Source organism: Microbacterium album (genome assembly GCF_014643695.1).
In the GTDB taxonomy this organism is placed as follows: domain Bacteria; phylum Actinomycetota; class Actinomycetes; order Actinomycetales; family Microbacteriaceae; genus Microbacterium; species Microbacterium album.
The window spans coordinates 293,081-319,766 of record NZ_BMJY01000001.1; the positions used below are offsets into that span (position 1 = coordinate 293,081).

The 26,686-nt window shown below is 72.0% G+C and carries 29 protein-coding genes; 16 read left to right on the forward strand and 13 right to left on the reverse strand.

What is annotated here, in order from left to right:
• The first annotated feature begins 39 nt into the window (after positions 1-39).
• Positions 40-1,629: an ABC transporter substrate-binding protein gene (locus tag IEX37_RS01515; RefSeq protein ID WP_188754478.1), complete on the forward strand. Its 1,590-nt coding sequence runs from the start codon at positions 40-42 to the stop codon at positions 1,627-1,629.
• A 64-nt stretch (positions 1,630-1,693) separates the two neighbouring features.
• Here the strand turns inward: IEX37_RS01515 and IEX37_RS01520 are convergent, their stop codons facing one another.
• Both IEX37_RS01520 and IEX37_RS01525 read right to left on the reverse strand, forming a co-directional pair.
• Positions 1,694-2,779, reverse strand: a complete 1,086-nt coding sequence (locus tag IEX37_RS01520; protein ID WP_188754479.1) for a zinc-dependent alcohol dehydrogenase — start codon at positions 2,777-2,779, stop codon at positions 1,694-1,696.
• 278 nt (positions 2,780-3,057) lie between these two features.
• A complete protein-coding gene (locus IEX37_RS01525) occupies positions 3,058-3,633 on the reverse strand; it encodes a TetR family transcriptional regulator (RefSeq protein WP_188754480.1) in 576 nt (191 codons plus the stop codon).
• Positions 3,634-3,710: 77 nt separating this feature from the next.
• Here IEX37_RS01525 and IEX37_RS01530 point away from each other — a divergent pair, with 77 nt between their 5' ends.
• From IEX37_RS01530 to IEX37_RS01555, 6 genes are all read left to right on the forward strand, one after another.
• Positions 3,711-4,322, forward strand: a complete 612-nt coding sequence (locus tag IEX37_RS01530; protein WP_188754481.1) for a biotin transporter BioY — start codon at positions 3,711-3,713, stop codon at positions 4,320-4,322.
• Complete coding sequence (locus tag IEX37_RS01535) at positions 4,315-5,046, forward strand: energy-coupling factor ABC transporter ATP-binding protein (RefSeq protein WP_229663000.1); 732 nt, start codon at positions 4,315-4,317, stop codon at positions 5,044-5,046. Before IEX37_RS01530 ends, IEX37_RS01535 begins: the two co-directional genes overlap by 8 nt.
• Entirely contained in the window at positions 5,043-5,636 is a 594-nt protein-coding gene (locus IEX37_RS01540) for an energy-coupling factor transporter transmembrane component T family protein (RefSeq protein ID WP_188754482.1), read from the forward strand. The genes IEX37_RS01535 and IEX37_RS01540 overlap by 4 nt, the downstream gene beginning before the upstream one ends.
• Before the next feature lie 144 nt (positions 5,637-5,780).
• The gene (locus IEX37_RS01545) at positions 5,781-7,379 is read left to right on the forward strand and encodes an ABC-F family ATP-binding cassette domain-containing protein (protein WP_188754681.1); all 1,599 of its coding nucleotides are present in this window, start codon (positions 5,781-5,783) and stop codon (positions 7,377-7,379) included.
• 114 nt (positions 7,380-7,493) lie between these two features.
• Positions 7,494-8,039: a type 1 glutamine amidotransferase domain-containing protein gene (locus tag IEX37_RS01550; protein WP_188754483.1), complete on the forward strand. Its 546-nt coding sequence runs from the start codon at positions 7,494-7,496 to the stop codon at positions 8,037-8,039.
• A gap of 130 nt (positions 8,040-8,169) precedes the next feature.
• The gene (locus tag IEX37_RS01555; RefSeq protein ID WP_188754484.1) at positions 8,170-8,706 is read left to right on the forward strand and encodes a hypothetical protein; all 537 of its coding nucleotides are present in this window, start codon (positions 8,170-8,172) and stop codon (positions 8,704-8,706) included.
• A gap of 1 nt (position 8,707) precedes the next feature.
• On the opposite strand, the gene IEX37_RS01560 is transcribed toward IEX37_RS01555, so the two are convergent.
• Genes IEX37_RS01560 through IEX37_RS01570 form a run of 3 tightly spaced genes read right to left on the reverse strand, consistent with a single transcriptional unit; the run spans position 8,708 to position 10,151 of the window.
• Positions 8,708-9,541, reverse strand: a complete 834-nt coding sequence (locus IEX37_RS01560) for an SURF1 family cytochrome oxidase biogenesis protein (RefSeq protein ID WP_188754485.1) — start codon at positions 9,539-9,541, stop codon at positions 8,708-8,710.
• The gene (locus IEX37_RS01565) at positions 9,538-9,777 is read right to left on the reverse strand and encodes a hypothetical protein (protein WP_188754486.1); all 240 of its coding nucleotides are present in this window, start codon (positions 9,775-9,777) and stop codon (positions 9,538-9,540) included. The genes IEX37_RS01560 and IEX37_RS01565 overlap by 4 nt, the downstream gene beginning before the upstream one ends.
• Complete coding sequence (locus tag IEX37_RS01570; protein WP_188754487.1) at positions 9,774-10,151, reverse strand: DUF3099 domain-containing protein; 378 nt, start codon at positions 10,149-10,151, stop codon at positions 9,774-9,776. Before IEX37_RS01570 ends, IEX37_RS01565 begins: the two co-directional genes overlap by 4 nt.
• A 145-nt stretch (positions 10,152-10,296) precedes the next feature.
• On the opposite strand from IEX37_RS01570, the gene fabG reads away from it, so the two are divergent.
• The gene (gene fabG / locus IEX37_RS01575; protein ID WP_188754488.1) at positions 10,297-11,007 is read left to right on the forward strand and encodes a 3-oxoacyl-ACP reductase FabG; all 711 of its coding nucleotides are present in this window, start codon (positions 10,297-10,299) and stop codon (positions 11,005-11,007) included.
• 23 nt (positions 11,008-11,030) lie between these two features.
• Here fabG and IEX37_RS01580 read toward each other — a convergent pair whose 3' ends face one another.
• Positions 11,031-11,726, reverse strand: a complete 696-nt coding sequence (locus IEX37_RS01580; RefSeq protein ID WP_188754489.1) for an alpha/beta fold hydrolase — start codon at positions 11,724-11,726, stop codon at positions 11,031-11,033.
• A 59-nt stretch (positions 11,727-11,785) separates the two neighbouring features.
• On the reverse strand, positions 11,786-12,478 hold the full coding sequence (serB, locus tag IEX37_RS01585; RefSeq protein ID WP_188754682.1) for a phosphoserine phosphatase SerB: 693 nt from the start codon (positions 12,476-12,478) through the stop codon (positions 11,786-11,788).
• A gap of 55 nt (positions 12,479-12,533) precedes the next feature.
• Between serB and IEX37_RS01590 the strand changes: the two genes are divergently transcribed.
• Both IEX37_RS01590 and IEX37_RS01595 read left to right on the forward strand, forming a co-directional pair.
• Positions 12,534-13,316 (forward strand): ABC transporter ATP-binding protein, encoded by a 783-nt coding sequence (locus IEX37_RS01590; protein WP_188754490.1) that lies wholly within the window; start codon positions 12,534-12,536, stop codon positions 13,314-13,316.
• Positions 13,317-13,411: 95 nt separating this feature from the next.
• Entirely contained in the window at positions 13,412-13,663 is a 252-nt protein-coding gene (locus IEX37_RS01595; RefSeq protein ID WP_135113515.1) for a type B 50S ribosomal protein L31, read from the forward strand.
• Between the two features lie 83 nt (positions 13,664-13,746).
• Here the strand turns inward: IEX37_RS01595 and IEX37_RS01600 are convergent, their stop codons facing one another.
• Positions 13,747-14,490 carry an exonuclease domain-containing protein gene (locus tag IEX37_RS01600; RefSeq protein WP_373286241.1) on the reverse strand — a complete coding sequence of 248 codons (744 nt, stop codon included), beginning with the start codon at positions 14,488-14,490 and terminating at the stop codon, positions 13,747-13,749.
• A gap of 262 nt (positions 14,491-14,752) precedes the next feature.
• Between IEX37_RS01600 and IEX37_RS01605 the strand changes: the two genes are divergently transcribed.
• Positions 14,753-15,631 (forward strand): alpha/beta fold hydrolase, encoded by an 879-nt coding sequence (locus IEX37_RS01605; RefSeq protein ID WP_188754492.1) that lies wholly within the window; start codon positions 14,753-14,755, stop codon positions 15,629-15,631.
• A 16-nt stretch (positions 15,632-15,647) separates the two neighbouring features.
• Here IEX37_RS01605 and IEX37_RS01610 read toward each other — a convergent pair whose 3' ends face one another.
• The 4 genes from IEX37_RS01610 to IEX37_RS01625 form a co-directional block, all read right to left on the reverse strand.
• The gene (locus IEX37_RS01610) at positions 15,648-16,121 is read right to left on the reverse strand and encodes an Lrp/AsnC family transcriptional regulator (protein ID WP_188754493.1); all 474 of its coding nucleotides are present in this window, start codon (positions 16,119-16,121) and stop codon (positions 15,648-15,650) included.
• Between the two features lie 101 nt (positions 16,122-16,222).
• Entirely contained in the window at positions 16,223-17,254 is a 1,032-nt protein-coding gene (locus tag IEX37_RS01615; RefSeq protein WP_188754494.1) for a DNA topoisomerase IB, read from the reverse strand.
• Between the two features lie 14 nt (positions 17,255-17,268).
• The gene (locus IEX37_RS01620) at positions 17,269-17,850 is read right to left on the reverse strand and encodes a histidine phosphatase family protein (RefSeq protein ID WP_188754495.1); all 582 of its coding nucleotides are present in this window, start codon (positions 17,848-17,850) and stop codon (positions 17,269-17,271) included.
• Positions 17,851-17,929: 79 nt separating this feature from the next.
• Positions 17,930-18,781 (reverse strand): Sir2 family NAD-dependent protein deacetylase, encoded by an 852-nt coding sequence (locus tag IEX37_RS01625; protein WP_188754496.1) that lies wholly within the window; start codon positions 18,779-18,781, stop codon positions 17,930-17,932.
• A gap of 80 nt (positions 18,782-18,861) precedes the next feature.
• Here IEX37_RS01625 and IEX37_RS01630 point away from each other — a divergent pair, with 80 nt between their 5' ends.
• Positions 18,862-19,689: a TrmH family RNA methyltransferase gene (locus IEX37_RS01630; RefSeq protein WP_188754497.1), complete on the forward strand. Its 828-nt coding sequence runs from the start codon at positions 18,862-18,864 to the stop codon at positions 19,687-19,689.
• An 11-nt stretch (positions 19,690-19,700) separates the two neighbouring features.
• Here IEX37_RS01630 and IEX37_RS01635 read toward each other — a convergent pair whose 3' ends face one another.
• A complete protein-coding gene (locus tag IEX37_RS01635) occupies positions 19,701-20,516 on the reverse strand; it encodes an SGNH/GDSL hydrolase family protein (RefSeq protein WP_188754498.1) in 816 nt (271 codons plus the stop codon).
• Between the two features lie 137 nt (positions 20,517-20,653).
• Between IEX37_RS01635 and IEX37_RS01640 the strand changes: the two genes are divergently transcribed.
• The 4 genes from IEX37_RS01640 (at position 20,654) to mmsB (ending at position 26,676) form a co-directional block, all read left to right on the forward strand.
• The gene (locus tag IEX37_RS01640; RefSeq protein WP_188754499.1) at positions 20,654-22,405 is read left to right on the forward strand and encodes a DEAD/DEAH box helicase; all 1,752 of its coding nucleotides are present in this window, start codon (positions 20,654-20,656) and stop codon (positions 22,403-22,405) included.
• A 353-nt stretch (positions 22,406-22,758) separates the two neighbouring features.
• Entirely contained in the window at positions 22,759-23,868 is a 1,110-nt protein-coding gene (gene chvE / locus IEX37_RS01645; RefSeq protein ID WP_188754500.1) for a multiple monosaccharide ABC transporter substrate-binding protein, read from the forward strand.
• A 79-nt stretch (positions 23,869-23,947) separates the two neighbouring features.
• Positions 23,948-25,486 carry a multiple monosaccharide ABC transporter ATP-binding protein gene (mmsA, locus tag IEX37_RS01650; RefSeq protein WP_188754501.1) on the forward strand — a complete coding sequence of 513 codons (1,539 nt, stop codon included), beginning with the start codon at positions 23,948-23,950 and terminating at the stop codon, positions 25,484-25,486.
• Complete coding sequence (gene mmsB, locus IEX37_RS01655) at positions 25,483-26,676, forward strand: multiple monosaccharide ABC transporter permease (protein ID WP_188754502.1); 1,194 nt, start codon at positions 25,483-25,485, stop codon at positions 26,674-26,676. Before mmsA ends, mmsB begins: the two co-directional genes overlap by 4 nt.
• Positions 26,677-26,686: the final 10 nt, after the last annotated feature.

Sequence of the window (26,686 nt, forward strand, 5' to 3'; positions counted from 1 at the left end):
GCAGTCCCACGAAGCCCCGAACGAAAGAGGACCTCGATGATGAGTCACAGCACACGGATGGCCGCGCTCGCGGTGGGCGCCGTCGCCCTCCTCGGCATCGCCGGATGCACCGGCGGAGGCGGCGGTGGAGGAGGTGAGGGGCAGGAACGCGTCTTCATCCAGGCCATCGGCTCCGAGCCCGACAGCTTCAACGCCCAGGTCACGAGCGGGCTGGCCGCGACGATGTTCAGCGGTCAGCTCTTCGACACGCTCGTGCGCGTGTCCGATCGCTACGAGATCACGCCCGGCCTCGCCGAGACGTGGGAGCTCGCGGAGGACGGGCTCACCCTGACCCTCAACCTGCGCGACGACGTCTCGTGGCACGACGGCGAGCCCTTCACGGCCGAGGACGTGAAGTTCAACCTGGAGGAGATCGTCGAACTCCAGACCTTCGGCGCACCGCTCGCGCAGCGCGTCGACACGGTCGAGGTGGTCGACGACCACACGGCGGTCGTGCATCTCAGCGAGCCGTACGGCCCGCTGCTGGAGACCCTCGGCATCCAGTTCATGATCCCGAAGCACATCTACGAGGGCACGGACTACGTCACGAATCCCGCGAACATGGAGCCGGTCGGGACGGGGCCGATGATGTTCGAGTCATACTCGTCGGGGGAGCAGGTCGTGTTCGTGCGGAACCCCGACTACTGGGAGGGCGAGGTGAACGCCGACCGGGTCGTGTACCCGATCATGACCGACCCCAACAGCCGGGCGCTCGCGCTGTTCGCGGGCGAGGTGGACAAGGCCGAGATCGAGCCGTCGCAGCAGGATCGCGTCGCCCAGGAGGACAACCTGGAGCTGATCACCCGGGGCGTCTTCCCGCAGCTGATCTCGGCGATGTTCAACGCGCAGAGCGAGTACCTGCAGGATCCGGAGGTTCGTGCGCTCGTCTTCGCGGCTCTCGACCGCGAGGCGATCACCGAGCGCGCGCTGTCCGGGCTGGGCGAGCCCGCGACGGGCTTCTTCCCCGAGGCGCTCGACTGGGCTCGCGACACGAGCATCGACTTCGACCGCGACTTCCCGCATGACATCGACGCGATCAACGCCGGGCTCGACGCGGCCGGCTTCCCCGTGCAGGCGGACGGGTTCCGCTTCACGCTGAACGTGCAGTACATCCAGTCGCTCGCGGAGGTCGGAGCGACCGCCGAACTCGCGAAATCGCAGCTCGCCGAGGTCGGCATCAACGTCGACCTCCACGGCTCCGCATCCCCCGTGTTCACCGAGCGCGTCTACACCACGAGCGACTTCGACCTGGCGTTCCTCCGTTCGACGATCGGGGCCGACCCGAGCATCGGCGTCGCCCGCTGGTACACGTGCAACGAGCGCAGGGCGGCCGCGTCGAACCCGTCCGGTATCTGCGACCCTGAGATCGACGCTGCGGCGGCCGCGGCGGTGGAGACGGTGGACCGCGAGACGCGCGCCGAGCACTTCCGTGCCCTGCAGCAGCGAGCGCGGGAGCTGATCTACTACGCACCCGTCGCGTGGTTCAACGGCGCCTTCCCGACTGTCAACACCTCGCGGTGGGACGGACTGCTGGACGTGCCGCCCGGCAACTCGATGACCCCGTGGCTGACGATGTCCTTCAAGGGCTGACGCTCAGACGGAAGCGGCCCCGGGATCGGTTCACGATCCCGGGGCCGCTTTCTGCGAGTCGCGCTCAGGGCTCGACCGAGACGTGGATGGCGGGCTCGTCGGGCACACCGGCGAGCACGTCGATGCCGCGCACCACGTCGTCGAGGCCGAAGGAGTGCGTGTGCAGCTCCTCGAGCGGGAACCGCCCAGACTCGATGAGCGTGATCGCCTCGTCGATCGAGGTCGACTCGACGCCGCGCGCGCCCACGACCGTCAGCCCCTTCTGGATGATCCGGTCGGTGACGAGCTCGATGCCGCGACCGTGCTTGAGGCCGGCGAGCACGACGCGTCCGCCCGGGCGCGCGGCGTCCAGCGCGTCCTGAACGGGCTGGGCTGCATCGGGGGTCAGGTCGAGCACGACGTCCGCCAGGCGTCCGTCCGTCAGCTCGCGGACGCGCTCGGGAACGTCCTCCGAGTCGGCGTACACGGCGGTGTCCGCACCGAGCGCGAGTGCCGCGTCCAGCTTGTGCCGGTCGCGCGCGAGGCCCGTCACGATGATCTGCTCGGCGCCGGCCTGACGGGCGGCGATCGCGGCCGCGATGCCGCGTTGTCCCGCGCCCAGGATCAGCACGGTCGAGCCCTCGCGTGCGCCCCCCAGGTGCACGCCCCAGCGCACGCCCGCCGCGAAGGAGTTGTACATCGCGGCGACGGACACCGGGACCTCCCGGTCGATGCGGTGGACCACGGACTGCGGGTGCAGGTACATGTAGTCGGCGAAACCGCCGATCAGCGGCGTGGGGCTCTCGAACGGGCGATAGCCGTACGCGCCGAGCGAGCGCTCGCACGACACGTGGTTGCGGGCGGCGCAGGCCGGGCACGCGTGGCACGGCACGACCACCTCCACCGCCACGCGATCCCCCTCGCGGACGCCCCAGCGCTCGGCGGCGCCCGCCCCGATCCGGTCGATCACACCCATGGGCTCGTGGCCCGGGACCAGGCGCGTCGGCTTCCCCGCGCTCCGTCCCGAGCGCACCTGGGCGACGTCGCTGCCGCACAGCGCGGCCGCCTCGATGCGGAGGATGGCTTCGTCCTCGCCGATGTCGGGTACGGGATACTCGACGAGTTCGACGGTGTTGGGGCCCGTGAGGAGGGCCGCTCGGGACGTGGTCATGGGGCATCGCCCTTTCGTCGTGGCCGTCGTCGTCGACGGCGCGTCGGGATGCCGGCATCCGGCGAGGCGAGGCTACGGGAGCGGGACACGGCTGCCAACGCGCGGTTCCGGGCCGCGGAAGGGCGGTGCCGGCGTCGAGGAGATCGCCGACACGGTCCAGGAGATGCGCAGGATCGAGGACGTGCGGGCGCCCCGGCCCCTCTCGCCTGCACATGCCCGCGATCCTCCGCCGTCCGTCCTCCCGCACGCGCGGCGCCGAGGGCGGCGACACCATCGGTTCAGCCGCGCGGGGCGGCCGTCAGGCCGGCCAACAGCATCCGCAGGCCATGCGCGAACTCGTCAGCCGTCGACCGGGCCACTTCCGCCTCGGCGGCGGGGTACGCGCCGAACCGTGCCGCCTGGATGCGCTGCTGCACGAGCGAGGCGTGGCCGAGCACGAACTGCAGGAGCACGGTCGCCGCCGTCCGCGCTCGCGCCGGCTCGACGTCCCGTTCCAGAGCCGCGGCGAGGCGGGAGAGCGCGTCGTCCGATGCGAGCCCCAGCGCGTACGTGCTCAGCACGATCTCGGCGCCGTCCCGGTGCGACAGCAGCGCGTCGCGCAACGCCAGCGCCACCGCGGTCGGGTCGCGCCCCGCTCCGGCGGCGGACCCGACGATGCGGTCGGCGACGGCCGCGAGCAGGGACTGCTTGTTCTCGAAGTGCCAGTAAAGGGCGCTCGGCTGCACGCCCAGCGCGGCGGCGAGGCGGCGCATCGACAGGTCCGGGAGCCCCGTCTCCTCCAGGAGCCGCAGGGCGGTGTCGACGATCGCTTCCCGGTCGTAACGCCCGGTGCGGGGAGTGTCACGGGCCGGCATGGACCTCACTATACTGAACGGCGTTCACGTGAACGGTGTTCAGGACGCCGTCGCGATCCCCAGCCTCAGGAGCCAGCATGAGCCGCACCGCAACCGTCGACGGGCGGGATCTCGCCCGCATCGCCGTCTTCGCCGCCATCATCGTCGTCCTCGGCGTGGCCGGATCGGTTCCCGGTCCGGGCGGGGTGCCGATCACCGCACAGACCCTCGGCGTCATGCTCGCCGGTGCCGTGCTCGGCGCCAAGCGGGGCGCCCTGGCGGTCGCCATCGTGATCCTGCTCGCGGCGATCGGGCTCCCCGTGCTCTCGGGCGGGCGCGGGGGACTGGGCGTCTTCGTCGGGCCGACCGCCGGGTATCTGCTGGGATGGCTGCCCGGCGTCGTGGCGACGGGCCTGATCGCGCACGCCGGCCTCCGGCGCGGGACGGCCTCGGTCGCGCGCCTCTGGTGGCGCGTCGCGCTGGGCGCGGCCGTGGGTGGCGTCCTCGTGGTCTACCTGGTCGGGATCCCGGTGCAGGCGCTCGTGATGGACCTCTCGCTCGCGCAGGCGGCGGTGGGGAGCGTCGTGTTCCTCCCGGGTGATGCGATCAAGGTCGCGGTCGCCACCGCCCTCGTGCTCGCTCTGCACCGCGCGTATCCGCCGGCCTTCGCTGCCGCCGCTCGTCCCGCGACGGCGGACGGACGTGGCTGAGCGCCCGGACGGCCATGCGCGGGGCGACGGCTCGATCGCGCTCGAGCGCGTGTCCGTCGCGGCCGGGGGAGCGCGCATCCTCGACGACGTCACGGTGCGGCTGTCACAGCGGCGGATCGGCGTGATCGGCGCGAACGGCTCCGGGAAGTCGACGTTCGCGCGCCTGCTGAACGGTCTGGTGGCGCCGTCGAGCGGCCGCGTGACCGTGCACGGGATCGACGTCGCGGCCGACCCGCGGGCGACGCGCGAGCGCGTCGGGTTCGTGTTCTCGGACCCCGACGCGCAGATCCTCATGCCGACGGTCGCCGAGGACGTGGCGCTGTCGCTCCAGCGCGCGGGGCTCTCGCGGGCCGAGATCGCCGAGCGCGTCCGCGGTGAGCTGGAGCGGCACGGGCTCGCCGACCGCGCGGATCAGCCGGCATACAGCCTCTCCGGCGGCCAGAAGCAACTGCTCGCGCTCGTGTCGGTGCTGATCCGCCGCCCGGCTCTCGTGGTCGCGGACGAGCCGACCACGCTCCTGGACCTGGGGAACGCGCGGCGTATGGCGCAGCTGCTGCTCGCGGATCCCGGCGCCGGCGGCATCGACGCGCAGGCCGTGATCGTGACGCACGACCTCGACCTCGCGGCGCGCTGCGACATCGTGCTCCGGTTTTCGGACGGGCGGCTCGTCGAGGCGGGGGACCCCGGGTCCGTCATCGACGCGTATCGCCGCGAGTTCGCGTGATCTCCCTGTACCGGCCCGGCCGGAGCCTCCTGCACCGCCTCCCCGCGGCCGCGAAGCTCGCGGGGCTGGCGGTGCTCGCCGTCGCCCTGTCCGTGTGGCCCCACACGTGGATGACCGCCGCGGCGGCGCTCGGCGTGGTGTTCGCCCTCTTCGCTCTTGCCGGCTTCGGGCCTCGCACGTGGGCCCGGCAGGCGTGGGCGATCCGCTGGATCGTCGTCTTCGTCGCGGTCCTCCAGCTCGTGTTCGCCGGTCCCGCCGCGGCGTTCGTCACGACCGTGCGCATCGCCGCGGTGGTGCTGCTGGCGGCGCTGCTGACCTTGACGACGCGCTCGTCGGACCTGCTCGACGCGCTCCGGCGCGGCGTGGAGCCGCTGCGCCGATTCGGCGTCGATCCCTGGCGGGTCGCCTTCGCGCTGTCGCTCACGATCGCACTCGTGCCCGTGATCGCGGGCTTCTTCCGCCGCATCCGCGAGGCGCAGCGGGCGCGCGGCGTGCGCCTCGGGTTCCGAGCCGTCGTGCCCCTGCTCGTCCGATCGCTGCGACACGCCGACGACGTCGCCGACGCCCTGAGTGCCCGGGGGATCGCCTGACGCCGGGTGATCGCGCCGGCTGACCGCCGGACGATCCGGCGCAGGTGGGAGGGGGCGCGCGCGAGGATCTATACTGGGAGGCTGGCCGTTCGGCCGCCCCTCCCGTCCCCGACGCTCGCCACCCGCGAAGAACGGATGTCCGCTGTGCTTGCCGTGCACGATCTCGAGATCCGCGTGGGCGCGCGACTGCTGATGTCCGACGTCTCCTTCCGGGTGGGCCCCGGCGACAAGGTCGGCCTCGTGGGCCGCAACGGCGCGGGGAAGACCACCCTCACGAAGGTGCTCGCCGGCGACCTCATGCCCTCGAACGGCAGGGTCGACCGGGTGGGGGAACTGGGATACCTGCCACAGGACCCCCGCAGCGGCGACCCCGAGCAGCTCGCGCGTACGCGCATCCTCGACGCCCGCGGGCTCGGCTCCCTGGCGCTGGGCATGCAGGAGGCGTCGGTCGAGATGGCGTCCGACGACGCCAAGACCGCCGCCAAGGCGATGAAGCGCTACGCGCACTTCACCGAGCGGTTCGAGGCCCTCGGCGGGTACGCCGCGGAAGCGGAGGCGGCCTCCATCGCGCACAACCTGTCGCTGCCCGATCGGATCCTGGACCAGCCGCTGAAGACGCTCTCGGGCGGCCAGCGGCGCCGCATCGAGCTGGCGCGCATCCTGTTCTCCGACGCGGAGTCGATGATCCTCGACGAGCCGACCAACCATCTCGACGCCGACAGCGTCGTGTGGCTGCGCGAGTTCCTGAAGTCGTACAAGGGCGGGCTGATCGTGATCAGCCACGACGTCGACCTCGTCGGCGAGACCGTCAACCGCGTGTTCTACCTGGACGCCAACCGCCAGGTCATCGACATCTACAACATGGGCTGGAAGCACTACCTGCGCCAGCGCGTCGCCGACGAGGAGCGCCGCAAGAAGGAGCGCGCCAACGCCGAGAAGAAGGCGTCGGCGCTGCAGCAGCAGGCCGCGCGCTTCGGCGCGAAGGCGTCGAAGGCCGCCGCCGCCCACCAGATGGTCGCGCGCGCCGAGAAGCTGCTGTCGGGCCTCGAGGAGGTGCGCCAAGAGGACCGCGTCGCCAAGCTGCGGTTCCCGAAGCCGGCCCCGTGCGGCAAGACGCCGCTCATGGCCAAGTCGCTGTCGAAGTCGTACGGCGCCCTCGAGATCTTCGCCGGCGTCGACCTCGCGATCGATCGCGGCTCGAAGGTCGTCGTGCTGGGGCTCAACGGGGCCGGCAAGACGACGCTGCTGCGCATCCTCGCGGGCGTCGACAAGAGCGACACGGGGCGGATCGAGTCGGGGCACGGCCTGAAGATCGGCTACTACGCGCAGGAGCACGAGAACCTCGACGTGAAGCGCTCGGTGCTCGAGAACATGATCTCGGCCGCGCCCGACCTGAACGAGACCGAGGCGCGCAAGGTGCTCGGCTCGTTCCTCTTCACGGGCGACGACGTCCACAAGCCGGCGGGCGTCCTCTCGGGCGGGGAGAAGACGCGCCTGTCGCTCGCGACGCTCGTCGTGTCGAGCGCGAACGTGCTGCTGCTCGACGAGCCGACCAACAACCTCGATCCCGCGTCGCGCGACGAGATCCTCGGCGCACTCGCCCATTACGAGGGCGCGGTCGTGCTCGTGTCGCACGACGAGGGCGCGGTCGAGGCTCTCAACCCCGAGCGCGTGCTGCTCCTGCCCGACGGCGTCGAGGACATCTGGAACAAGTCGTACCTCGACCTCATCACGCTCGCGTAGCGCGCCGCGTCGTCGCTGTCGAGGCCCTTGCTCCCCGCGGGGGCTCCGGCTGGGATGGATGCGTCCGATCCCACACGACGCGCTCCGGCGCGCTCAGGATGAGAGGAGCCGTCCATGGCCGTTGCCGACAAGAAGATCGCATTCCTGCTGACGAAGGGGGTCGAGCAGGTCGAACTCACCAGCCCGCGCGAGGCGCTCGACCGCGAGGGCGCGACCACGGTGATCGTCTCGCCGTCCGAGGGCACGCTCCAGGCGATGCAGAACGACTGGGAGCACGGCGACGTCTTCGACGTGGACGTGCCGGTGTCGCAGGCGCAACCCGGGGACTACGACATGCTCGTGCTGCCCGGCGGCACCCTCAACGCCGACGCGCTGCGCCTCGACCAGGACGCCGTGGCGTTCGTGAAGGAGTTCTTCGCGTCGGGCAAGCCGGTGGCGGCCATCTGCCACGCCCCGTGGATTCTCGCGGAGGCGGGCCTCGCCGAGGGCCGGGAGCTGACCTCGTACGCCTCCCTCGAGACCGACCTGAAGAACGCGGGCGCGCAGTGGCGCGACGAGGAGGTCGTGATCGACGGCAACCTCATCACCTCGCGCAATCCGGGCGACCTCGACGCGTTCAACCACGCGATCCTCCAGGCCCTGGCCACCCCCGAGCCCTGAACCGGCCGGTGACGAGCTCGTGAACTCTCGCACGGGCTCTGGCGAAGTCGCCTGCGTTCCCCACACAATGTGACCGTGCCCGCGGCCTCGGCCGGGCGGCACGGTCACAGGCGTCTCTGGCGGGAGTGGCATGGGCAGACGGCAGCACTGGTCTTCGGCGGGATCGCTTCGCGCCCGCGCGACCATCGCGACGGTTCTCGCGGCGGGATCCCTCGCGGGGTGCGCTCAGCCGAGCGGGGAGACAGCAATCGTCGGTCGTTCGGACGCCTCCTACGCCTGGCTGCCCGACGCGGCGGCCATGACCGAGGCCGCAGGGCTGGTCGTGCAGGTGGCGGAGAGGCCGGTGAGATCCGAGCGCGTGGTCTCCTTCCCAAGCCGACGGGTGACGATTACCGAAAGCGGCGAGGAGAAGCACGAGACGCTCGACGCCGTCGTGTACGAGGTCGTCGTGTCGGAAGTCCAGAAGGGCGGAGCAGCCGTCGGTGATCGCATCCTCGTGGCGCCGGCGATCGATGGCGACGCGTCACCGGCATCAAGTCAGGCGCCCCTGCTTGAGCGGGGCGGGGACGTCATCCTCTATCTGGTTCCGGCGGTCGGACTCGGCGGACCGGAGGACGGCGTGTGGACGACCCTGTCGCCGTACCAGGGCGTCGAAGTCGAGGGGTAGGTCACCGGGCCGCGTCGATGAGCGCGTCCTCCTCGTCCGCGTCGCGGTCGCGACGGCGTCGCGCGGGCGGAGGAGGAAGGGCGTCGTCGTCCTCGTCGTTCGGGGACTCGCGGCGGGCGCGGATCTCCGTGCGGATCATGTAGGCGATGAAGACGAAGCCCATGATCGCGAACAGGATCCACTGGATCGCGTACGACAGGTGCGGTCCCGGGTCCTCGGTCGGCGGCGCCAGCGCGGCCGGCCGCTCCGCGGGGGCCGGGTCCTCCGAGGCCATGAGCACGTACGCCGCGGTCACGGTCGTCGCGCCCGTGCGCTCGGCGAGCGAGGGCAGATGGATGGTCGGCAGCTGTCCCTCCGGCGCGCCCCGCCCGGATGACGGCAGCGGCTCGCCGGGGCGGAGCCGCCCGGTCACCGTGACCTGCCCTTCCGGAGCGGCCGGCACGGTCTCGGGGACGGCGTCCTCTCCGGGCGGCACCCAGCCGCGATCCACGGCGACGATCCGTCCGTCCGCGAGCTCGAACGGCACGAGCACCTCGAACGCGCTGGTGCCGCCGTGCGCGCGATTGCGGACGAGCAGCTGCTCGTCGTCGAGGTACCGGCCCTGCAGCACGACCGGCCGCCACTCGTCGCCCGGCTCGTAGCCGCCCGGCTCGGCGTCGAGGATCGTCTCGATCGGCACAGCCGGCGCGTCGTAGTTCTCCGCAACGAGCGCGAGCATCTCCGCGCGGCTCTCGTTGCGGGCGAACTGCCAGTGCGAGAGGAAGGCGCACACGATCGCGAAGGCGAGCGCGACGAGGGCATAGCCGGTCCAGCGGACGGCGGGGGAGCGGTTCATGCGCGGCGCTCCGTGGCGGCGTCGTCCCCGGCCGTCACGCCGTCGCGCACCTCGAGCGGGAAGTCGCGCGCGGCGAGGAAGTCGCGCAGGTAGCCCACGTGTTCATCGCACGCGAGCCAGACCTTGCGCCGGTCGGGGGTGTGGATGCGCGGATTGCGCCACAGCACCGACCGCGTCGCGGCCGCGGCGCAGCCGGCGCGCGAGCAGGTGGGGGCCCCGGGGTCCAGCCCGATCATCGCGGACCCGGGTCCTCGCGCCGGGGCGCCTCCGAGATCCGGATGACCGGCGCCGCCGCGTCGCCGTCGCGCTCGGGCCGGGTGGCGGGGGCCTCGATCGCGGGGGCCTCCGGGCGCTGCGCCACGACCACGGGCTTGCCGCTGGCGGCATTCGCGACGACGACGGCGAAGTAGGGCAGGACGACCGCGCCGATCGCGAACAGGATGGTGTGCCAGCCGTACGGGATCACGAGGGCCATGAGCACCAGGCAGGCGGTGCGGATGCCCATCGTGATCAGGTACGTGCGCACGCGAGCCCCGGCGTCGTCCTCCGGCGCGAGCGGGAGCGACGTCGCCGACTGCGTCGGAGGGGCGTGCTTCTTCGGGGTCTTCACGGTCTCTCCAGCCTACGCCGCCGATGCCGGGATGACGCCCGGACGGCGGGGATGACCCAGCGGCCGAAGAGCACACCCTAAGCTGGCGACCGGTCCACGACCCGGCCGCCCGATCCGGGCCGCCCCGATCAGGAAAGAGCACACCGTGAGCAGTGAACGCGTCGTCCTCGTCACCGGCGGAAACCGCGGCATCGGCCGCGCGATCGCCGAGCGCTTCGTCCAGGAGGGGTACCGCGTCGCGGTGACCGCCCGCAGCGGCGAGGGCCCGGAGGGCACGCTGACCGTGCGCGCGGACGTGACCGACGCCGCCGCCGTCGATGCCGCCTTCACGGAGGTCGAGCGCGAGCTCGGCGCCGTCGAGATCGTGGTCGCGAACGCCGGCATCACGAAGGACACGCTCCTGATGCGGATGAGCGAGGACGATTTCGACAGCGTCGTCGCGACGAACCTCGGCGGCGCCTTCCGCGTGGTCAAGCGCGCCTCCAAGGGCATGCTGAAGGCGCGCTTCGGTCGCGTCATCCTCATCTCCAGCGTCGTCGGCCTGTACGGCTCGGCGGGTCAGGTGAACTACGCCTCCTCGAAGAGCGCGCTCGTGGGCTTCGCCCGCTCGCTCACGCGCGAGCTCGGCGCTCGCGGGATCACGGCGAACGTGGTCGCCCCGGGCTTCATCGAGACCGACATGACCGCGGCCCTGCCGGAAGACACCCAGGCCGAGTATCGCAAGTCGATCCCCGCCGGCCGCTACGGCAGCGCGAGCGAGGTCGCGGGCGCCGTGGCGTGGCTGGCGTCGGACGACGCCGCGTACATCTCCGGTGCGGTCATCCCCGTCGACGGCGGCCTCGGAATGGGGCACTGACGACGGCGTCGCCTCACTGACGCTCAGGCGATGGCGGCGGCTATCGCCTGAGCGAGCGCCGCCGGGCGCGAGAACTGCGGCCAGTGCCCGGATCCGAGCCGGACCACGTCGAGCCGCTCGATCGCCTCCAGCTCCGCGGCCCACTCCGGCCAGTGAGCGATCATTCCGCGCAGCGCGGTCTCGTCCGCCTGCCCCATCAGCAGCGTCACCGGAACCCCGTGGCGACGCTCGTCGTGCAGGGTCAGCGGGTCGGTCGGTACGCGGGCGGGAACGCTGCGCGCGGTCGCCGCGACTCGCGCGCGCGTGTCCTCGTCGAGGTCCGCGATGTCGTCGGGCTCGAACGCGTCCCACCCCGGGAACGGCACCACGCCGTCCACGACGGGGAACTCCGAGATGATCTGCCCGTTCGGCGGCGGTACCGTGTCGACGAGCACGACGCGCGAGACGGCCTCGGGGCGCCGGTCGGCCGCGGCCCAGGCGACGTTGCCGCCGCCGGAGTGCCCGACGACCACCGCGGGTCCGTGCCGTCCATCGATCTCGGCCACGACGGCATCGACCCACTGGTCCATGCCCACGTCAGCGGACTCGGCGGCAGGCGCGCCGACGCCGGGCAGCGTGAGGGGCAGCGCGCGATGCCCCGCGCGCTCGAGGGGGCCGACGACGTCGGACCAGGAGGATGCGTCCAGCCAGAGGCCCGGGACGAGGATGATGTCGCTCATGCCGTGAGGCTACGCTCGGCCTCCGACATGCCGCGCGCGCGTCCGCGTCGGCGCGCTGGTCAGTGCGGGGCGCGGGGCAGCAGCGGAACGACCTGCGCCAGATCGACCGGGCCGATCACGACGGGCGCGGCTCGCCGCACGGCGGGCTTGGCGTTGAAGGCGATGCCGAGCCCCGCGGCCTGGAGCATGAGCAGGTCGTTGGCGCCGTCGCCGATCGCGATGGTCCGGGTGGCCGGAACGTCGTGCTCGTCCGCCCATCTCAGCAGCTGATCGCGCTTCGCCGCGGCATCCACGATGGGCCCGTCCACCGTGCCCGCGAGCACGCCGTCGGCCGCGGTCAGGCGATTCGCTCGCCAGAAGTCGACCCCGAGCTCGGGGGCCACATCGTCGAGGATCTCGTGGAACCCGCCCGAGACCACGCCGACGAGGCCCCCGCGGGCGTGCACCGCGTCCACGAGGGTCGTCACGCCGGGGGTCGGCTCGATGCGGGCGCGCACGCGTGCGAACGAGGCGACCGGAACGCCCGCGAGCTCCCGCACGCGCGAGCGCAGGCTCTCCGCGAAGTCCACCTCGCCGCGCATCGCCGCCTCCGTCGCCGCCGCGACTTCGGCACCGCGGCCGGCCTCGTCGGCGATCAGCTCGATGACCTCGTTGCGGATCAGGGTGGAGTCGGCGTCGAGGATGACGAGGAAGCGCGCGGTCACGGTCTCCGAGCGTAGCGGTCCTGCGCCCGCTGCCCCGCCGCTGCGCATTCGCGTCGCCGCGCGTCCGGCGGGATGCACCGGGGCGACTGGGTAGGCTGGCCCCATGCCCACAGTGCTCTCCTTCGACAACGTCGTGGTCCGCCGGGACGGCCGGAACATCGTGGACGGGCTCACGTGGACCGTGAACGATGACGAGCGATGGGTCGTGCTGGGTCCGAACGGTGCGGGCAAGACGACCCTGCTGCAGCTCGCCGACACCCTGCTGTACCCCACCACCGGGACCGTGGAGATCCTGGGCGAGCGTCTCGGCCGGACGGACGTGTTCGAGCTGCGCCCGCGCATCGGATTCGCCTCGCAGGCCCTCGCGCGGCGGATTCCCGCGGACGAGCGCGTGCTCGACGCGGTGCTGACCGCCGCGTACTCGGTGCTCGGCCGATGGAACGAGCAGTACGAGAACATCGACGAGCGGCGGGCCCGCCGGGTCCTGGCCGAGTGGCGCCTCGAGCACCTCGCCGAGCGCACGTTCGGCACCCTCAGCGACGGCGAGCAGAAGCGCGTGCAGGTGGCGCGTGCGATCATGACGGATCCCGAGCTGCTGCTGCTCGACGAGCCGACCGCGAGCCTCGACCTCGGGTCGCGCGAGGTGCTCGTGGGCCTGCTGAGCGAGTACGCGCAGTCGCCCGTGACGCCCGCCCTCGTGATGGTGACGCACCACGTCGAGGAGATCCCCGCGGGCTTCACGCACGTGCTCCTGCTGCGCGACGGCAAGGCGGTCGCGGCCGGCCCCCTCGCCGAGACGCTCACCGACGCGGCGCTGACCGACACCTTCGGCGTGCCCATCGTGCTGTCGCAGGCGGACGGGCGCTACGCCGCTCGCGCGCGCTGAGCGGGATCTGCTCGCAGGCGGCGTCGCATCTGGTAGACTCGGTCGCTGGTGCCCAAGCACCGGAAGACTTTCGAACTCTCTTGGCAAGGACCCCCATGAAGACTGACATCCACCCCGAGTACAAGGCGGTCGTGTTCCGCGACCTCGGTTCGGGCGAGACCTTCCTCACCCGTTCGACCGTGACGAGCGACAAGACGATCGAGCTCGACGGCGTCGAGTACCCGGTCATCGATGTCGAGATCTCGTCGGCGTCGCACCCGTTCTACACGGGCAAGCAGCGCATCATGGACTCGGCCGGCCGCGTCGAGAAGTTCAACCAGCGCTTCAAGAACTTCGGCTCGAAGTAAGCCGCAGCTCTCGCGCACGAATGCCCCGCCTCGGCGGGGCATTCGTCGTATCGGGGGGTGGGCGGCCCGGCTCGGTGAGGGGTTCAGCGGACGGGCCAGGTGCCGTCGAGCGCCTCGGTCGGCTCCAGGCGGCCGATACGGACGAAGTACTCCGTCAGGCTCTCCGCCTGCTCGCGCGCCCAGCCGATCTGCCGCGAGTGCAGCTCGTGCGGGCATTCGGGCAGACGATCCGCGAAGCGCTCGGCCAGGGCGAGTGCGACGCGGCCCGCCGCGACCGCGTCGGCGCTCGCGTCGTGCGCGGCCTCGAGCGGCACGGAGTAGTGCGCCGCCACCACGTCGAGCGTCCGCTTGCCCTTGCGGTATCGGTCGTAGGTCTTGTCGATCACGAGCGGGTCGATCACGGGCGCCGGCTCGGCGAGCGGCGCGACGCCGTGGCGCGAGGCCTCGTGCTTGAGCAGCGAGAAGTCGTAGGCGGCGTTGTATGCCACGACCGGGATCTCGGCGGACAGGAGCGTGCGCAGCGCCGCGGCGACCTCGGCCACGACCTCGGCGGCCGGACGGCCCTCCGAGCGGGCTCGCTCGGTCGTGATGCCGTGCACGGCGGTGGCTTCGGCGGGAATGTCGATCCCCGGGTCGGCGAGCCAGTGCTCGTCGTGGACCACGGCGCCCGACTCGTCGAGCAGACCGACGTACGCCGAGACGATGCGGTCCTGCGTGACGTCGATCCCCGTGGTCTCCAGGTCGAACACCCCGATGCGCCGTGTCCAGGGCGCGCGGGCGAGAGCCGCAGCGGTCGGGACGGGCGCGACGGCCGTCGCCGCGAACAGCTGCGAGAAGAGCGCCGTCTCGGCCAGCGTCGCGCCGCCGAGTGCCTTCCCGGCCGAGCTGCTCCGGCGGGCGCGTCGCGCGACCGATCGTCGCGGCGCCCAGGTGCGGGTCTCTCCCGGTCCGTCGAGCTCGTCCAGCTCGAACAGCGGGGGCGGATCCGGCCACGACCTCGACATACCACCACACGGTAGAGCGCCGCGACGACATTCCCGCCGCGCCACCCCGGGAAGCGTCCAGGTCCGCTCTCCGTAGACTCGTCGCGTGCCCGTGCCGTCGCCCTATGCCGCCCCGCTCGCCGCGATACCCGTGGCCCGACACGAGGTGGGCGTGCTCGGCGGGCGCACCGCGTACTGGGTGTACGGCGCCGGCGACGCCGCGACGACCATCGTGGCCGTGCACGGGTTCCGCGGCGAGCATCACGGCCTGGAGCCCGTCGTGGCGTTCCTCGACGGCATCCGGGTCGTCATGCCGGATCTGCCGGGCTTCGGCGAGACGCCGCCGTTGCCCGGCCGTGCGCACGACATCGCGACCTACGCCGAGTGGCTCACGGCGTTCGTCGGGGCCGTCGCGCCCGGTGCCGTGGTGCTGGGGCACTCGTTCGGCTCGATCGTGGCCTCTGCGGCCGTCGCCGGCGAGCTGAGCACCCCGCGCCTCATCCTCGTGAACCCGATCGGCGCGCCGGCACTGTCCGGCCCGCGCGGCGTGCTGACACGCCTCGCGATCGCCTACTACTGGGTCGGCGCGCGCCTGCCCCGGCGCGTCGGCACCTGGCTGCTGCGGAACCGGCTGATCGTGCGGGTCACGAGCATGGCGATGGCCAAGACGCGCGACCGCGGCCTGCGCGCGTTCATCCACGACCAGCACGACCGGTACTTCTCGAGCTTCGCCGACCGCGACGTGCTGCACGAGGCGTTCGTCACCAGTGTGTCGCACGACGTCGGCGACTACGCCGACCGGATCGGCGTGCCGACGCTGCTCGTGGCGGCGGACCGCGACGACATCACGCCGATCGAGGCGGAGCGCGTGCTCGCCCGGCGCATCCCCGACGCGACGCTCGTGGAGATCGCGGACGTCGGCCACCTCATCCACTACGAGAAGCCCGTCGAGGCGGTCGCCGCCATCCGAGCGTTCCTCTCGTGAGCCGCCGGTCGCGGGCCTAGGGCTCGCGGCGGGCCAGCTCCATCAGGCCGCTGACGCGGTACGGGACCGCCTCGCTCATGACGAGCGACGTCTCCGTGCGCTCGACCCCCTCGATCCCGAGGATGCGCGCGTCGACGTCGAACAGGTGGCGCGCATCGCGGCAGGCGACGAGGGCGAGCAGATCTGTCTGACCCGACATCCCGTGCACCTGCACGACCTCCGGAACCCCCGCGAGCTCTCCCGTGATGCGCGGCAGCTCCACCTGGCGCACGCCGATCGCGATGAAGGCCTCAAGCGGGAACCCGAGGGCCGTCGTGGAGATCGAGCGCTCGAAGGAGCGGAAGACGCCCGTCTTGTCCAACCGCGCCATGCGGGCCTGGACGGTGTTGCGGGACAGGCGCAGGCGTTCGGCCAGTGCCACCACGGTGGTGCGGGGGTCCTCGCTCAGTGCCGCGAGCAGCTCAAGGTCGACGTGATCCAGGGAGGCCATAGTGCGAGACACTAGCAGGGCGCGGAGTGCCGGTTTGCGCATCCTGCTCAGTCGTTATCGGATCGAGTGGGCGACGTGGCGGACGGGCCCGTGCAGTGTGCTCACTCGTCGTCCGTGCTCTGGATGAGGCGCCGCGTCGCACGCTCGAGCGCGTCCTGCCTCTCGCGGTCCGAGCGATAGCGGCGCCGCACGGCCGCGCGGATCGTCCGCCCCTCCTCGTACGCGGAGACCACGCGCGGGTCGACGTAGGACGCCCGTGCCAGCGTCGGCGTGTTTCCCAGGAATGCCGCGACGTCGCGCATGGCGTCGGTGACGACGCGGCGGCGGCGTGTGACTCCGCCGCGCCCCGACCGCTCGAGTGCCTCGGCGCCCTCGGCGATCGACACCGCCGCGAGCACGGTGGCGTGCCACGTCCGGAAGTCCTTCGCCGTGGCGTCCATGCCGGTCACGTCCCGGACATACTCGTTGACGATCGCGGGGGTGACGGGATGCCAGCGCTCGTCGCGGTAGGCGAGCAGCGTCTCGCCCGCGTCCTCGCCGCGGCGGCGGCGCAGGCTCTCGACCGCGCGCGTCACCTCGGCGTCCGCGATCTCGATCCGGTGGGCGACGCCGGACTTGCCGGTGAAGGCGAACACGAGGACGTCTCCGCGCCGGGCGACGTGGTCGCGCCGCAGGGTCGTGAGCCCGAAGCTCCCGTGCGCGTCGGCGTAGACGTCGTTGCCGATGCGGAAGCAGCCGAGGTCGAGCAGGCGCACGGCGAGCGCGCAGGCGCGGTCGCGCGTGAGGGCGTCGAGCGCGAGGTCCGCCTCCACGCGCGGGCGCGCCCGCGCCAGCGCGCGACCGAACCCGAGCACGCGGTCGAACTTCTCGGCGTCGCGGCGCGTGCGCCAATGCGGGTGGTACAGGTACTGCCGGCGCCCCGCGGCGTCCGTGCCGACGGCCTGCAGGTGCCCGTTGGGGTGCGGGCACACCCAGACGTCGCGCCATGCGGGCGGGACCGCGAGAGAGCGCACGCGCTCGGCGTCCTCGGGCGGCAGCCGGTCACCGTGCTCGTCGAGATAGACGAAGCCCCGGCCCGCGCGCCGGCGGGTCCAGCCCGGCTGATCGGGCGACGTGCGGCGCAGACGCACCATGCGGCCGCCCGGGCTCAGCCCCGGGCCTCCGCGGGCACCAGCTCGACGTGCTCGGTGAGGGCGAGCTCGCCGTCGACGAAGCGGAAGACGTTGCTCGCGCCGTTCTCGACGCGCTCGCCCGGGCGCGGCAGGCGGCCGCCCGAGGCGTGCGTGAGCAGCGCCCGGATGACGCCGCCGTGTGCGACGACGATGGTCGGGACGTCGTCGTCCCGGGAGGCGATGTCGCGGACCGCGGCGAGCGCGCGCTCCGTGACGTGCTCCGGGGCCTCCGCCCCGGGCACGGGGCCGGTGCCGTACGCCTCGCGATAGTCGGTCACGATCATGCCCTCGCCGTCGCCGTAGTCGCGCTCGACCAGACCCGCGTGCGTCTCGGGCTCCTCCAGACCGAGGACGGCCGCGATGATCCGCGCGGTCTCGTGCGCGCGCTGGAGCGGGCTCGCGACCACGCGGCCGTAGCCGCCGTCGCGCAGCCGCTCGGCGGCGTCGCGCGCCTGGCCGCGGCCGGTGTCGTTGAGGGGCACATCCGTGCGGCCCTGAATGCGCTGGGCGCGGTTCCAGTCGGTCTGTCCGTGGCGCACGAGAGCGAGGATCGTCACGCCAGCGAGCCTAGGGCACGTCGCATGTGTCCTCGCCGGGAGCCGCTGCCCCGCGACGGGGGAAGGGCAGGGCGCCGCGTCAGCGTGCGGCGGGCAGAGCGTGCGCGAGGGACGCGAGCACCTCCGTCGCGCCGGCGTCGACCTTGACCGTCGCGCGGCCGTCGCCGCGCGTGTCGCCCCGGTTCACGATCACGACCGGCAGCCGGCGCCGGCGCGCACGCTCCAGCAGCCGGATTCCCGAGTTGACCACGAGCGACGAGCCGGCGATCAGCAGGGCCTCGCTGTCACGCACGAGCTGCTCGGCCTCGCGGAACTTCTCGGCCGGGATGAACTCGCCGAAGAAGACCACGTCCGGCTTGAGCATGCCCCCGCACACGCTGCAGTCCGGAATGGCGAAGCCCTCCGCGGACTCGGGGAGCACGTCCCCGTCGGGGCCGAGCCTGACGTTCTCCGGCACGGTGATCCACGGGTTGTCCCGCTCGAGGCGCTCGGCGATGTCGCGCCGGTCGAACACCTGGCCGCAGTGCGTGCAGAAGACCCGGCGCATGGTGCCGTGCAGCTCCACCACGCGGTGGCTGCCCGCGCGTACGTGCAGGCCGTCGACGTTCTGTGTGACGACTCCGGACACGATGCCGTCCCGTTCGAGCGCCGCGAGGGCCGTGTGCCCCTCGTTCGGCGTGGCGGCGGAGAAGGCGCGCCAGCCCAGGTGCGAGCCGACCCAGTACCGGCGTCGGGCGGCCTCGTCGCTCAGGAAGGTCTGCGCGGTCATGGGGGTGCGACGCGGCGCGCCCTGGCCCCGGTAATCCGGGATCCCCGAGTCGGTCGAGACCCCGGCTCCCGTCAGCACGGCCACGCGCAGGCCCGCGAGGGCCTCGATCGCGCGTCCGACCGCGGCCGTGGCGTCGGCATCGAGGTCGTGAGCGAGAGGCACGCAGCGAGTCTAAGTCGTGGCCGGCGGGAGGGGTGCGGAGCGCGAGCGGATCGGGTCCGCGCGTGCGGGATGCTGGAGGGATGAGGATCGAGCGCATCGAGGACGCCGCGGACGTGCGGCTGGCGGACTACCGGGATCTGACCGACGTCGCGCTGCGCCGCGTGCTCGAGCCGGCGCACGGGCTCTACATGGCCGAGTCCGCCAAGGTGCTCGCCCGCGCGCTGGCGGCCGGGCACGAACCGCGCTCGGTGCTCGCGCAGGAGCGATGGCTGCCCGAGCTCCCGCAGCTCCTGGGCGACCGGGACGTCCCGGTCTACCTCGTGCCCGCCGAGGTGGCCGAGGGAGTCACGGGCTACGCCGTGCACCGGGGCGTCCTCGCCGCCATGCACCGCCCCGCGCTGCCCGCCGTCGCGGACATCCTGCGCGACGCGCGCCTGGCGGTCGTGCTCGAGGACATCGTCGACCACACCAACGTCGGGGCCGCCTTCCGGGCCGCTGCGGGCCTCGGTGCGGACGCGGTGCTCGTCACGCCCCGGTGCGCGGATCCCCTCTACCGCCGCAGCGTGCGCGTGAGCATGGGCACCGTGTTCCAGGTGCCGTGGACGCGTCTGCCCGAGTGGGACGGGGCCGACGGTGCCGGAGCGCAGCTGCACGCGGCGGGCTTACACCTCGCCGCGCTCGCGCTCGCGGACGACGCGGTCGGGCTCGACGGGTTCGCCGCTGCGCCGCCCGAGCGCGTTGCGCTCCTGATGGGCGCGGAGGGCGACGGCCTCTCGCATCGTGCTCTCGCCGCCGCCGACACGCTCGTGACCATCCCGATGGAGGGCGGCGTCGACTCGCTCAACGTGGCCGCGGCGAGCGCGGTGGCGCTGTGGGCCGTCGGCCGCGGCCAGCGAGCCCGCCGCTGACCCCGCCGGGCTTACAAGCGGGGGATGGGCGTCGGCTCGGGGCGCTTGGCGCGCACGGTGTCTCCGGAGGACTGGTGGCGCAGACGCCGCAGCACCCACGGCACGAGGTGCGTGCGGGCCCAGATGAGGTCGCCGCGGCGCGCCTCCCGCCAGGTCGTGGGGGGCAGCGGGTCGGGCTGCATGGGCTGGAGATCGTTGGGCACGTTGAGCGCGCGCAGCACCATGCGGGCCACCTCGTGATGACCCAGGGCGTTCAGGTGCAGCCGGTCGTCGTCGAAGAAGCGCGGGTCCTGGATGGCCTTGAGCGCCCACTGGTCGGCCACGATGCAGTCGTACTTGTCCGCCACCGCGCGCACGTTCTCGTTGTAGATCGCGATCTTGCCGCGGAACGGGCGGAACACGGGGGAGAAGGCCACGTCCACGCCCGTGAAGACGACGACCGTCGCTCCGTCCGCGCTCAGCCGCGCGACCGCGTCGTCGAACTGCTGAGCGATCGTGTCCGGATCCGTCCCGGGTCGGATGACGTCGTTGCCGCCCGCGCAGAAGGTGATCAGGTCCGGCCGCAGCGCCAGGGCGGGCTGCACCTGATCCGCGACGATCTGCGCGATCAGCTTGCCGCGCACGGCGAGGTTCGCGTACGCGAAGTCGTCGACCTGCCGCGAGAGCGCCTCCGCGACGCGGTCGGCCCAGCCGCGGTGGCCTCCGGGCGACCCGGGCTCGGGGTCGCCGATCCCTTCGGTGAACGAGTCGCCGATGGCGACGAAGCGGCGCCACGGGTGCGGCCCCTCGTTGGGGACGAACGGCGAGCGGGGGATCTCGGCAGTCATCGCTTCCTCCAGCGGAACTCGGCAGGGACGCCCAGCAGACTACGACCTGCGCGCCTTTGGCGGATCCGTCTCCGGGGGGAGATCCGCCGCGGAGGGCAGCGGCGGATGTCGCCGGGGGCGATTACCCTGGGAACCCCATGCTGTCACCGTCCTATCCGCAGAGAGCGCCCTGGGGGACCGCCGGCAAGCTCCGCGCCTGGCAGCAGGAGGCCCTCGACGCGTACTTCGCGGCCGGCAAGCGCGACTTCCTCGTCGCGGCGACCCCCGGGGCCGGCAAGACGACGTTCGCGCTCACGCTGGCGGGTGAGCTCCTGCGTGCGGGTGAGGTCGATCGCGTGATCGTCGTCGCCCCCACCGAGCACCTCAAGACGCAGTGGGCCGATGCCGCCGCCCGCGCGCACATCCGCCTCGACCCGGCCTTCCGAAACAGCCACACGACGTTCTCCCGTCAGTACCACGGCGTCGTGGTCACGTACGCGCAGGTCGCGGTGAAGGCGTCCGTGCACCGCGCCCTCACGGAGGGCGGTCGCACGCTCGTCATCCTCGACGAGGTGCACCACGGCGGCGAGGCGCTCAGCTGGGGCGACGCGCTCCGCGAGGCGTACGCGCCGGCCAAACGCCGGCTGCTCCTGAGCGGCACGCCCTTCCGCAGCGACGACGCCCCCATCCCGTTCGTCGAGTACGCGCCCGACGAGCGCGGATTCCGCACGTCGGTGACCGACTACGCGTACGGCTATGACCGCGCGCTCGCGGACGGCGTTGTCCGGCCCGTGCTCTTCCACGTGTACTCGGGGCACATGAAGTGGCGAACGCGCGCGGGCGACGAGCTCGAGGCGCACCTGGGGCAGGACAATCTCAAGGACGTGACCTCCCAGGCCTGGCGCACGGCGCTGGATCCGCAGGGCGAGTGGATGCCCGCGGTCCTGCGCTCGGCGGATCAGCGGCTCTCCGAGATCCGGCACCACGTGCCCGACGCGGGCGGGCTCGTCCTGGCGACGGACCAGACCGCGGCGCGCGCCTACGCGAAGCTGCTGCACGGCATCACCGGTCAACGCGCCACGGTCGTCCTCTCGGACGACGCGGAGGCCTCGCAGCGCATCGAGCGGTTCTCGCAGAGCGACTCGCGCTGGATGGTCGCGGTGCGCATGGTCTCGGAGGGCGTGGACGTGCCTCGCCTGGCCGTGGGCGTGTATGCGACCTCCTCGTCGACGCCGCTGTTCTTCGCGCAGGCGATCGGCCGATTCGTGCGCGCACGCCGTCGCGGAGAGGCGGCGAGCGTGTTCCTCCCGCACGTGCCGGTCCTGATGGGCCTCGCGAGCGAGATGGAACGGCAGCGGGACCACGTGCTCGGCCGGGGCGAGAAGGACGAGGACGGGCTGGACGACAGCCTGCTCGAGGCCGCCGAGCGCGAGGAGAAGGCGTCCGACGCCCTCACCGAGGAGTTCTCGTTCCAGGCGCTCGGCTCGGTGGCTCACTTCGACCGGGTCGTGTTCGACGGCAAGGAGTTCGGCGAGCTCGCCGTGCCGGGCACGGAGGAGGAGCAGGAGTTCATCGGGCTTCCGGGCCTGCTGGAACCGGAGCACGTGCACGAGCTGCTGATGCAGCGCCAGGCGCGTCAGTCGCGTCACCGGCAGGCGCGCGAGGCGCGCGAGAGCTCGGGCGAGGCGGAGCCGGTCGCGACCCTGCCACCGCCCCTGCACCGCACCCTGCGCGAGCAGCGGCAGCTGCTCAACAGCCTCGTCGGCGTCTACGCACGCCAGACCGGCGAGCCGCACGGCGTCATCCACGCCGAGCTGCGGCGGCGGTGCGGCGGCCCCGAGGTGGCGAAGGCGACGGTCGCGCAGCTGCAGGCGCGGATCGACCTGCTGCGCAAACGCGTCCGTTCCTGAGCCGCGCGGACGCCGCGCCCGAAGCATGTGAGTTGCACGGGCCGGCGTAGCCATTCTGTCCGCGGGGACGTCGGAAGGCGCTTCGCCGGTCGCGGACCCGGCGCCGCCGGGAGTCGGCCGGGGCGCCTCGGCGGCGGCGGATGGCGCTGTACGACGCGCGTTCGCCGTCACATCCCCGCGGACTATGGTGCGATGCCGTGTCCTGCGATATGTTCGCGGAGTCGACATATTTGTGATTGTCCGGCGGACGAGGAGGTCGCTGTGATCGCCTCCTCGCCGGTGCCGGCGGCGGAGAACCCGTCAGGTCGTCGGCGGCACGGCACACCCGTTGCATTTCAGAGAGGAAACGCATCATGTCCCCACGCAAGACCCTCGTCCTCGCGGCCGGTGCCGCTCTGGCGCTCGGCCTGACCGCCTGCGGCGGCGGGCAGGGCGGCGCAGGCGGTGACGGCCTCGCCGACTGCAACGTCGGCATCTCGATGCCCACGCGCTCGCTCGAACGGTGGATCAACGACGGCGAACAGCTGAAGGCGCTGCTCGACGACGCGGGCTGCACGACCGACCTGCAGTACGCGGACAACCAGGTGAACCAGCAGATCAGCCAGATCCAGAACCAGATCGCGAGCGGCGCGAAGGTCCTGGTCATCGCGGCGATCGACGGCGAGGCCCTCGGCCCCGTGCTCGAGGAGGCGGCGGGCCAGGACGCCACCGTCATCGCCTACGACCGCCTCATCAACGGCACCGAGCACGTCGACTACTACGCGACGTTCGACAACGAGCGCGTCGGCCAGCTGCAGGGCCAGTTCATCATCGACGAGCTGGGTCTCGACGGCGGCGAGGGCCCGTTCAACCTGGAGCCGTTCGCGGGCAGCCCCGACGACAACAACGCCGCCTTCTTCTTCGGCGGGGCCTGGGACCTGCTCCTGCCCTACATCGAGAGCGGCCAGCTCGTCGTTCCGAGCGGCAAGCAGCCGGCCTCGTCGGCCGACTGGGCGAGCATCGGCATCCCCGGCTGGTCCTCCGACACGGCGCAGGCGGAGATGGACAACCGCCTCACGTCGTTCTACACGGGTGGAGAGCGCGTCGACGTCGTGCTGTCGCCGAACGACAGCCTCGCGCTCGGCATCCAGGCGTCCCTCCGCTCCGCCGGCTACGAGCCCGACGCGGACTGGCCCCTGTTGACGGGGCAGGATGCCGACGTCGCCAACGTGCAGGCGATCCTCGCCGGCGAGCAGTCCATGACGGTGTGGAAGGACACGCGCGCGCTGGGACAGCAGGTGTTCGAGATGATCCAGTCGATCCTGAACGGGGAGGAGCCGGAGATCAACGACACCGAGACGTACGACAACGGCGTCAAGGTCGTCCCGTCCTACCTGCTCGATCCCGAGGTGGTCACGGCCGACCAGGTGGAGGAGAAGCTCGTGGACTCGGGCTTCATCCCCGCCGAGGACCTGGGCCTGTGAATCGAGCGGGTGCCGGCGCCCAGGCGCGCCGGCACCCGCCGGCTCCCCTCTTGGCAATGACGCGACGAATGGAGGGCGGATGAGCGAGAACCTCATCCTCCGGATGGAGTCCATCACGAAGGAGTTCGGCGGCGGTGTGAAGGCGCTCGACGGCGTCTCCCTCGAGGTGCGGCGCGGCGAGGTGCACGCCATCTGCGGCGAGAACGGTGCGGGCAAGTCGACGCTGATGAAGGTGCTCAGCGGTGTGCACCCCGCCGGCAGCTTCCGCGGCACGATCGAGTTCGAGGGTCGTCCCGTGGCCTTCAAGAGCATCAACGACAGCGAGGCCGAGGGCATCGTCATCATCCACCAGGAGCTGGCCCTCAGCCCCTACCTCTCGGTCGCGGAGAACATCTTTCTCGGTAACGAGGTCGCCCGTGGCGGCGTGATCGACTGGAACAAGACCAACCAGGAGGCCGCGAAGCTGCTTGCGCGCGTCGGCCTCGACGAGAACCCCGCGACGAGGATCTCGGACCTGGGCGTGGGCAAGCAGCAGCTCGTGGAGATCGCGAAGGCACTGTCCAAGCGCGTGAAGCTCCTCATCCTGGACGAGCCGACCGCTGCGCTCAACGATGAGGACTCGAGCCACCTGCTCGACCTGATCGCTCATCTGCGCGGGCAGGGGATCACGTGCATCATCATCTCGCACAAGCTCGGCGAGGTCATGCGGATCGCCGACGCGATCACCGTGATCCGCGACGGGCGGACGATCGAGACCATGCCGCGAGCGGATGCGACGGAGGCGCGGATCATCCGCGCGATGGTCGGCCGGGAGCTGCACACCATGTTCCCGCCCCGAGAGCCGCAGATCGGCGAGGAGCTCTTCCGCGTCGAGAACTGGACGGTGCATCACCCCCTGGATCCCGGCCGTCGCGTGGTCGACGACGTGAGCTTCCACGTGCGAGCCGGCGAGGTCGTCGGCTTCGCGGGCCTCATGGGGGCCGGGCGGACGGAGCTCGCGATGAGCCTGTTCGGCCGCTCGTACGGAACGGGCATCAGCGGGCGCGCGTACAAGTCGGGAAGGGAGGTGTCCCTCCGCACGGTCGATGAGGCGATCCGCACCGGCCTCGCGTATGCGACGGAGGACCGCAAGCGGTACGGCCTGAACCTGATCGGCGACATCACGGGGAACGTGTCGGCTGCGGCGCTGGGACGACTCGCGAGGCTCGGCGTCGTCGACCGCCACCGCGAGTACAAGGTGGCCGACAGCTACCGCCACAAGATGAACATCAAGGCGCCGAGCGTGTCGGCGCTCACGGGGCAGCTGTCCGGCGGAAACCAGCAGAAGGTCGTCCTCAGCAAGTGGGTCTTCTCCGGGCCCGATGTGCTCATCCTCGACGAGCCGACGCGGGGCATCGACGTGGGCGCGAAGTACGAGATCTACGGAATCATCAACGAGCTGGCGACCCAGGGGAAGGCGATCATCGTCATCTCCTCCGAGCTGCCCGAGGTCATCGGGCTCTCCGACCGGATCTACGCCATCTCCGAGGGGCGCATCACGGGCGAAGTGGCCCGGGAGGACGCCGACCAGGAGACGCTCATGCACTACATGACCATGGGAAGGAACGGAACACCGTGAGCACCGCCTCGACCCCGGCTCGCCGGCGCCTGCCGAAGCTGTCGATCAACCTGCGCCAGTACGGCATCCTCGCCGCGCTGGTCATCATCGTCGTCCTCTTCCAGGTGCTCACGAACGGCCGGCTGCTGATGCCGGGCAACGTCAACAACCTCATCCAGCAGAACGCGTACGTGCTGATCCTCGCGATCGGGATGGTCATGGTGATCATCGCCGGTCACATCGACCTCTCGGTCGGATCCATCGTCGCGATGGTGGGCGCGATCACCGCAATCGCGATGATGCACTGGGGCTGGCCGGTCTGGGCCGCGGTGCTCCTGGCTCTCGTGGTGGGGGCGATCGTCGGCGCCTGGCAGGGGTTCTGGGTCGCCTTCGTGGGGATTCCGGCGTTCATCGTGACCCTCGCCGGCATGCTCCTCTTCCGAGGACTCACCCTCGTCCTCCTCACGGGTGGGACCATCGGCGGGCTCCCGCGCGACTTCACCGCGATCGGCGCAGGCTGGCTGCCGGGCTTCGGTGACGTCGCGGACGGCAGGGACGGGCTCACGCTGCTGATCGGCCTCATCGCGGTCGCGGGACTCGTCGCGCAGCAGCTGCGCACGCGCGCGACGCTGCGCCGTCTGGAACTGCCGCGCGAGAGCGCGACGAGCTTCTGGGCGAAGACGGTGCTCGCGGGGGCGGGGATCCTCGCGCTGTCGTGGCTGCTGGCCGGTTACAGCGGGACGCCGATCATCCTCCTCATCCTCGCCGTCCTCATCCTCGTCTACACGTTCGTGCTGAACCGCACGGTGTTCGGGCGGCACGTCTACGCGATGGGCGGGAACCGCTTCGCGGCGATCATGAGCGGCGTGAAGACGAAGTGGGTGGACTTCTTCGTCTTCGTCAACATGGGGCTGCTCGCCGGCCTCGCCGGCGTCGTGAGCACGGCGCGCGCGGGAAGCGCGGTCGCGAGCGCCGGCCAGCAGTTCGAGCTCGACGCGATCGCGGCCGTCTTCATCGGCGGCGCCGCGGTGACGGGAGGCGTCGGGACGGTCATCGGCGCGGTCATCGGCGGCCTGGTCATGGGCGTGCTGAACATGGGCCTGTCGATCCTCTCGGTCGACGCCGCGTGGCAGATGGCCATCAAGGGGCTCGTGCTGCTCGCGGCCGTGGCGTTCGACATCTTCAACAAGAAGCGAGGGGCGGCCCGGTAGCATCGTCCGG

Excerpts from the sequence above, each read along its gene's own strand:
- IEX37_RS01515 (WP_188754478.1), top strand. The coding sequence starts at position 40 with ATGAGTCACAGCACACGGATGGCCGCGCTCGCGGTGGGCGCCGTCGCC.
- IEX37_RS01520 (WP_188754479.1), bottom strand. The coding sequence starts at position 2,779 with ATGACCACGTCCCGAGCGGCCCTCCTCACGGGCCCCAACACCGTCGAA.
- IEX37_RS01525 (WP_188754480.1), bottom strand. The coding sequence starts at position 3,633 with ATGCCGGCCCGTGACACTCCCCGCACCGGGCGTTACGACCGGGAAGCG.
- IEX37_RS01530 (WP_188754481.1), top strand. The coding sequence starts at position 3,711 with ATGAGCCGCACCGCAACCGTCGACGGGCGGGATCTCGCCCGCATCGCC.
- IEX37_RS01550 (WP_188754483.1), top strand. The coding sequence starts at position 7,494 with ATGGCCGTTGCCGACAAGAAGATCGCATTCCTGCTGACGAAGGGGGTC.
- IEX37_RS01555 (WP_188754484.1), top strand. The coding sequence starts at position 8,170 with ATGGGCAGACGGCAGCACTGGTCTTCGGCGGGATCGCTTCGCGCCCGC.
- IEX37_RS01560 (WP_188754485.1), bottom strand. The coding sequence starts at position 9,541 with ATGAACCGCTCCCCCGCCGTCCGCTGGACCGGCTATGCCCTCGTCGCG.
- IEX37_RS01565 (WP_188754486.1), bottom strand. The coding sequence starts at position 9,777 with ATGATCGGGCTGGACCCCGGGGCCCCCACCTGCTCGCGCGCCGGCTGC.
- IEX37_RS01580 (WP_188754489.1), bottom strand. The coding sequence starts at position 11,726 with ATGAGCGACATCATCCTCGTCCCGGGCCTCTGGCTGGACGCATCCTCC.
- serB (WP_188754682.1), bottom strand. The coding sequence starts at position 12,478 with ATGCGCAGCGGCGGGGCAGCGGGCGCAGGACCGCTACGCTCGGAGACC.
- IEX37_RS01590 (WP_188754490.1), top strand. The coding sequence starts at position 12,534 with ATGCCCACAGTGCTCTCCTTCGACAACGTCGTGGTCCGCCGGGACGGC.
- IEX37_RS01595 (WP_135113515.1), top strand. The coding sequence starts at position 13,412 with ATGAAGACTGACATCCACCCCGAGTACAAGGCGGTCGTGTTCCGCGAC.
- IEX37_RS01610 (WP_188754493.1), bottom strand. The coding sequence starts at position 16,121 with ATGGCCTCCCTGGATCACGTCGACCTTGAGCTGCTCGCGGCACTGAGC.
- IEX37_RS01615 (WP_188754494.1), bottom strand. The coding sequence starts at position 17,254 with ATGGTGCGTCTGCGCCGCACGTCGCCCGATCAGCCGGGCTGGACCCGC.
- IEX37_RS01630 (WP_188754497.1), top strand. The coding sequence starts at position 18,862 with ATGAGGATCGAGCGCATCGAGGACGCCGCGGACGTGCGGCTGGCGGAC.
- IEX37_RS01635 (WP_188754498.1), bottom strand. The coding sequence starts at position 20,516 with ATGACTGCCGAGATCCCCCGCTCGCCGTTCGTCCCCAACGAGGGGCCG.
- IEX37_RS01640 (WP_188754499.1), top strand. The coding sequence starts at position 20,654 with ATGCTGTCACCGTCCTATCCGCAGAGAGCGCCCTGGGGGACCGCCGGC.
- chvE (WP_188754500.1), top strand. The coding sequence starts at position 22,759 with ATGTCCCCACGCAAGACCCTCGTCCTCGCGGCCGGTGCCGCTCTGGCG.
- mmsA (WP_188754501.1), top strand. The coding sequence starts at position 23,948 with ATGAGCGAGAACCTCATCCTCCGGATGGAGTCCATCACGAAGGAGTTC.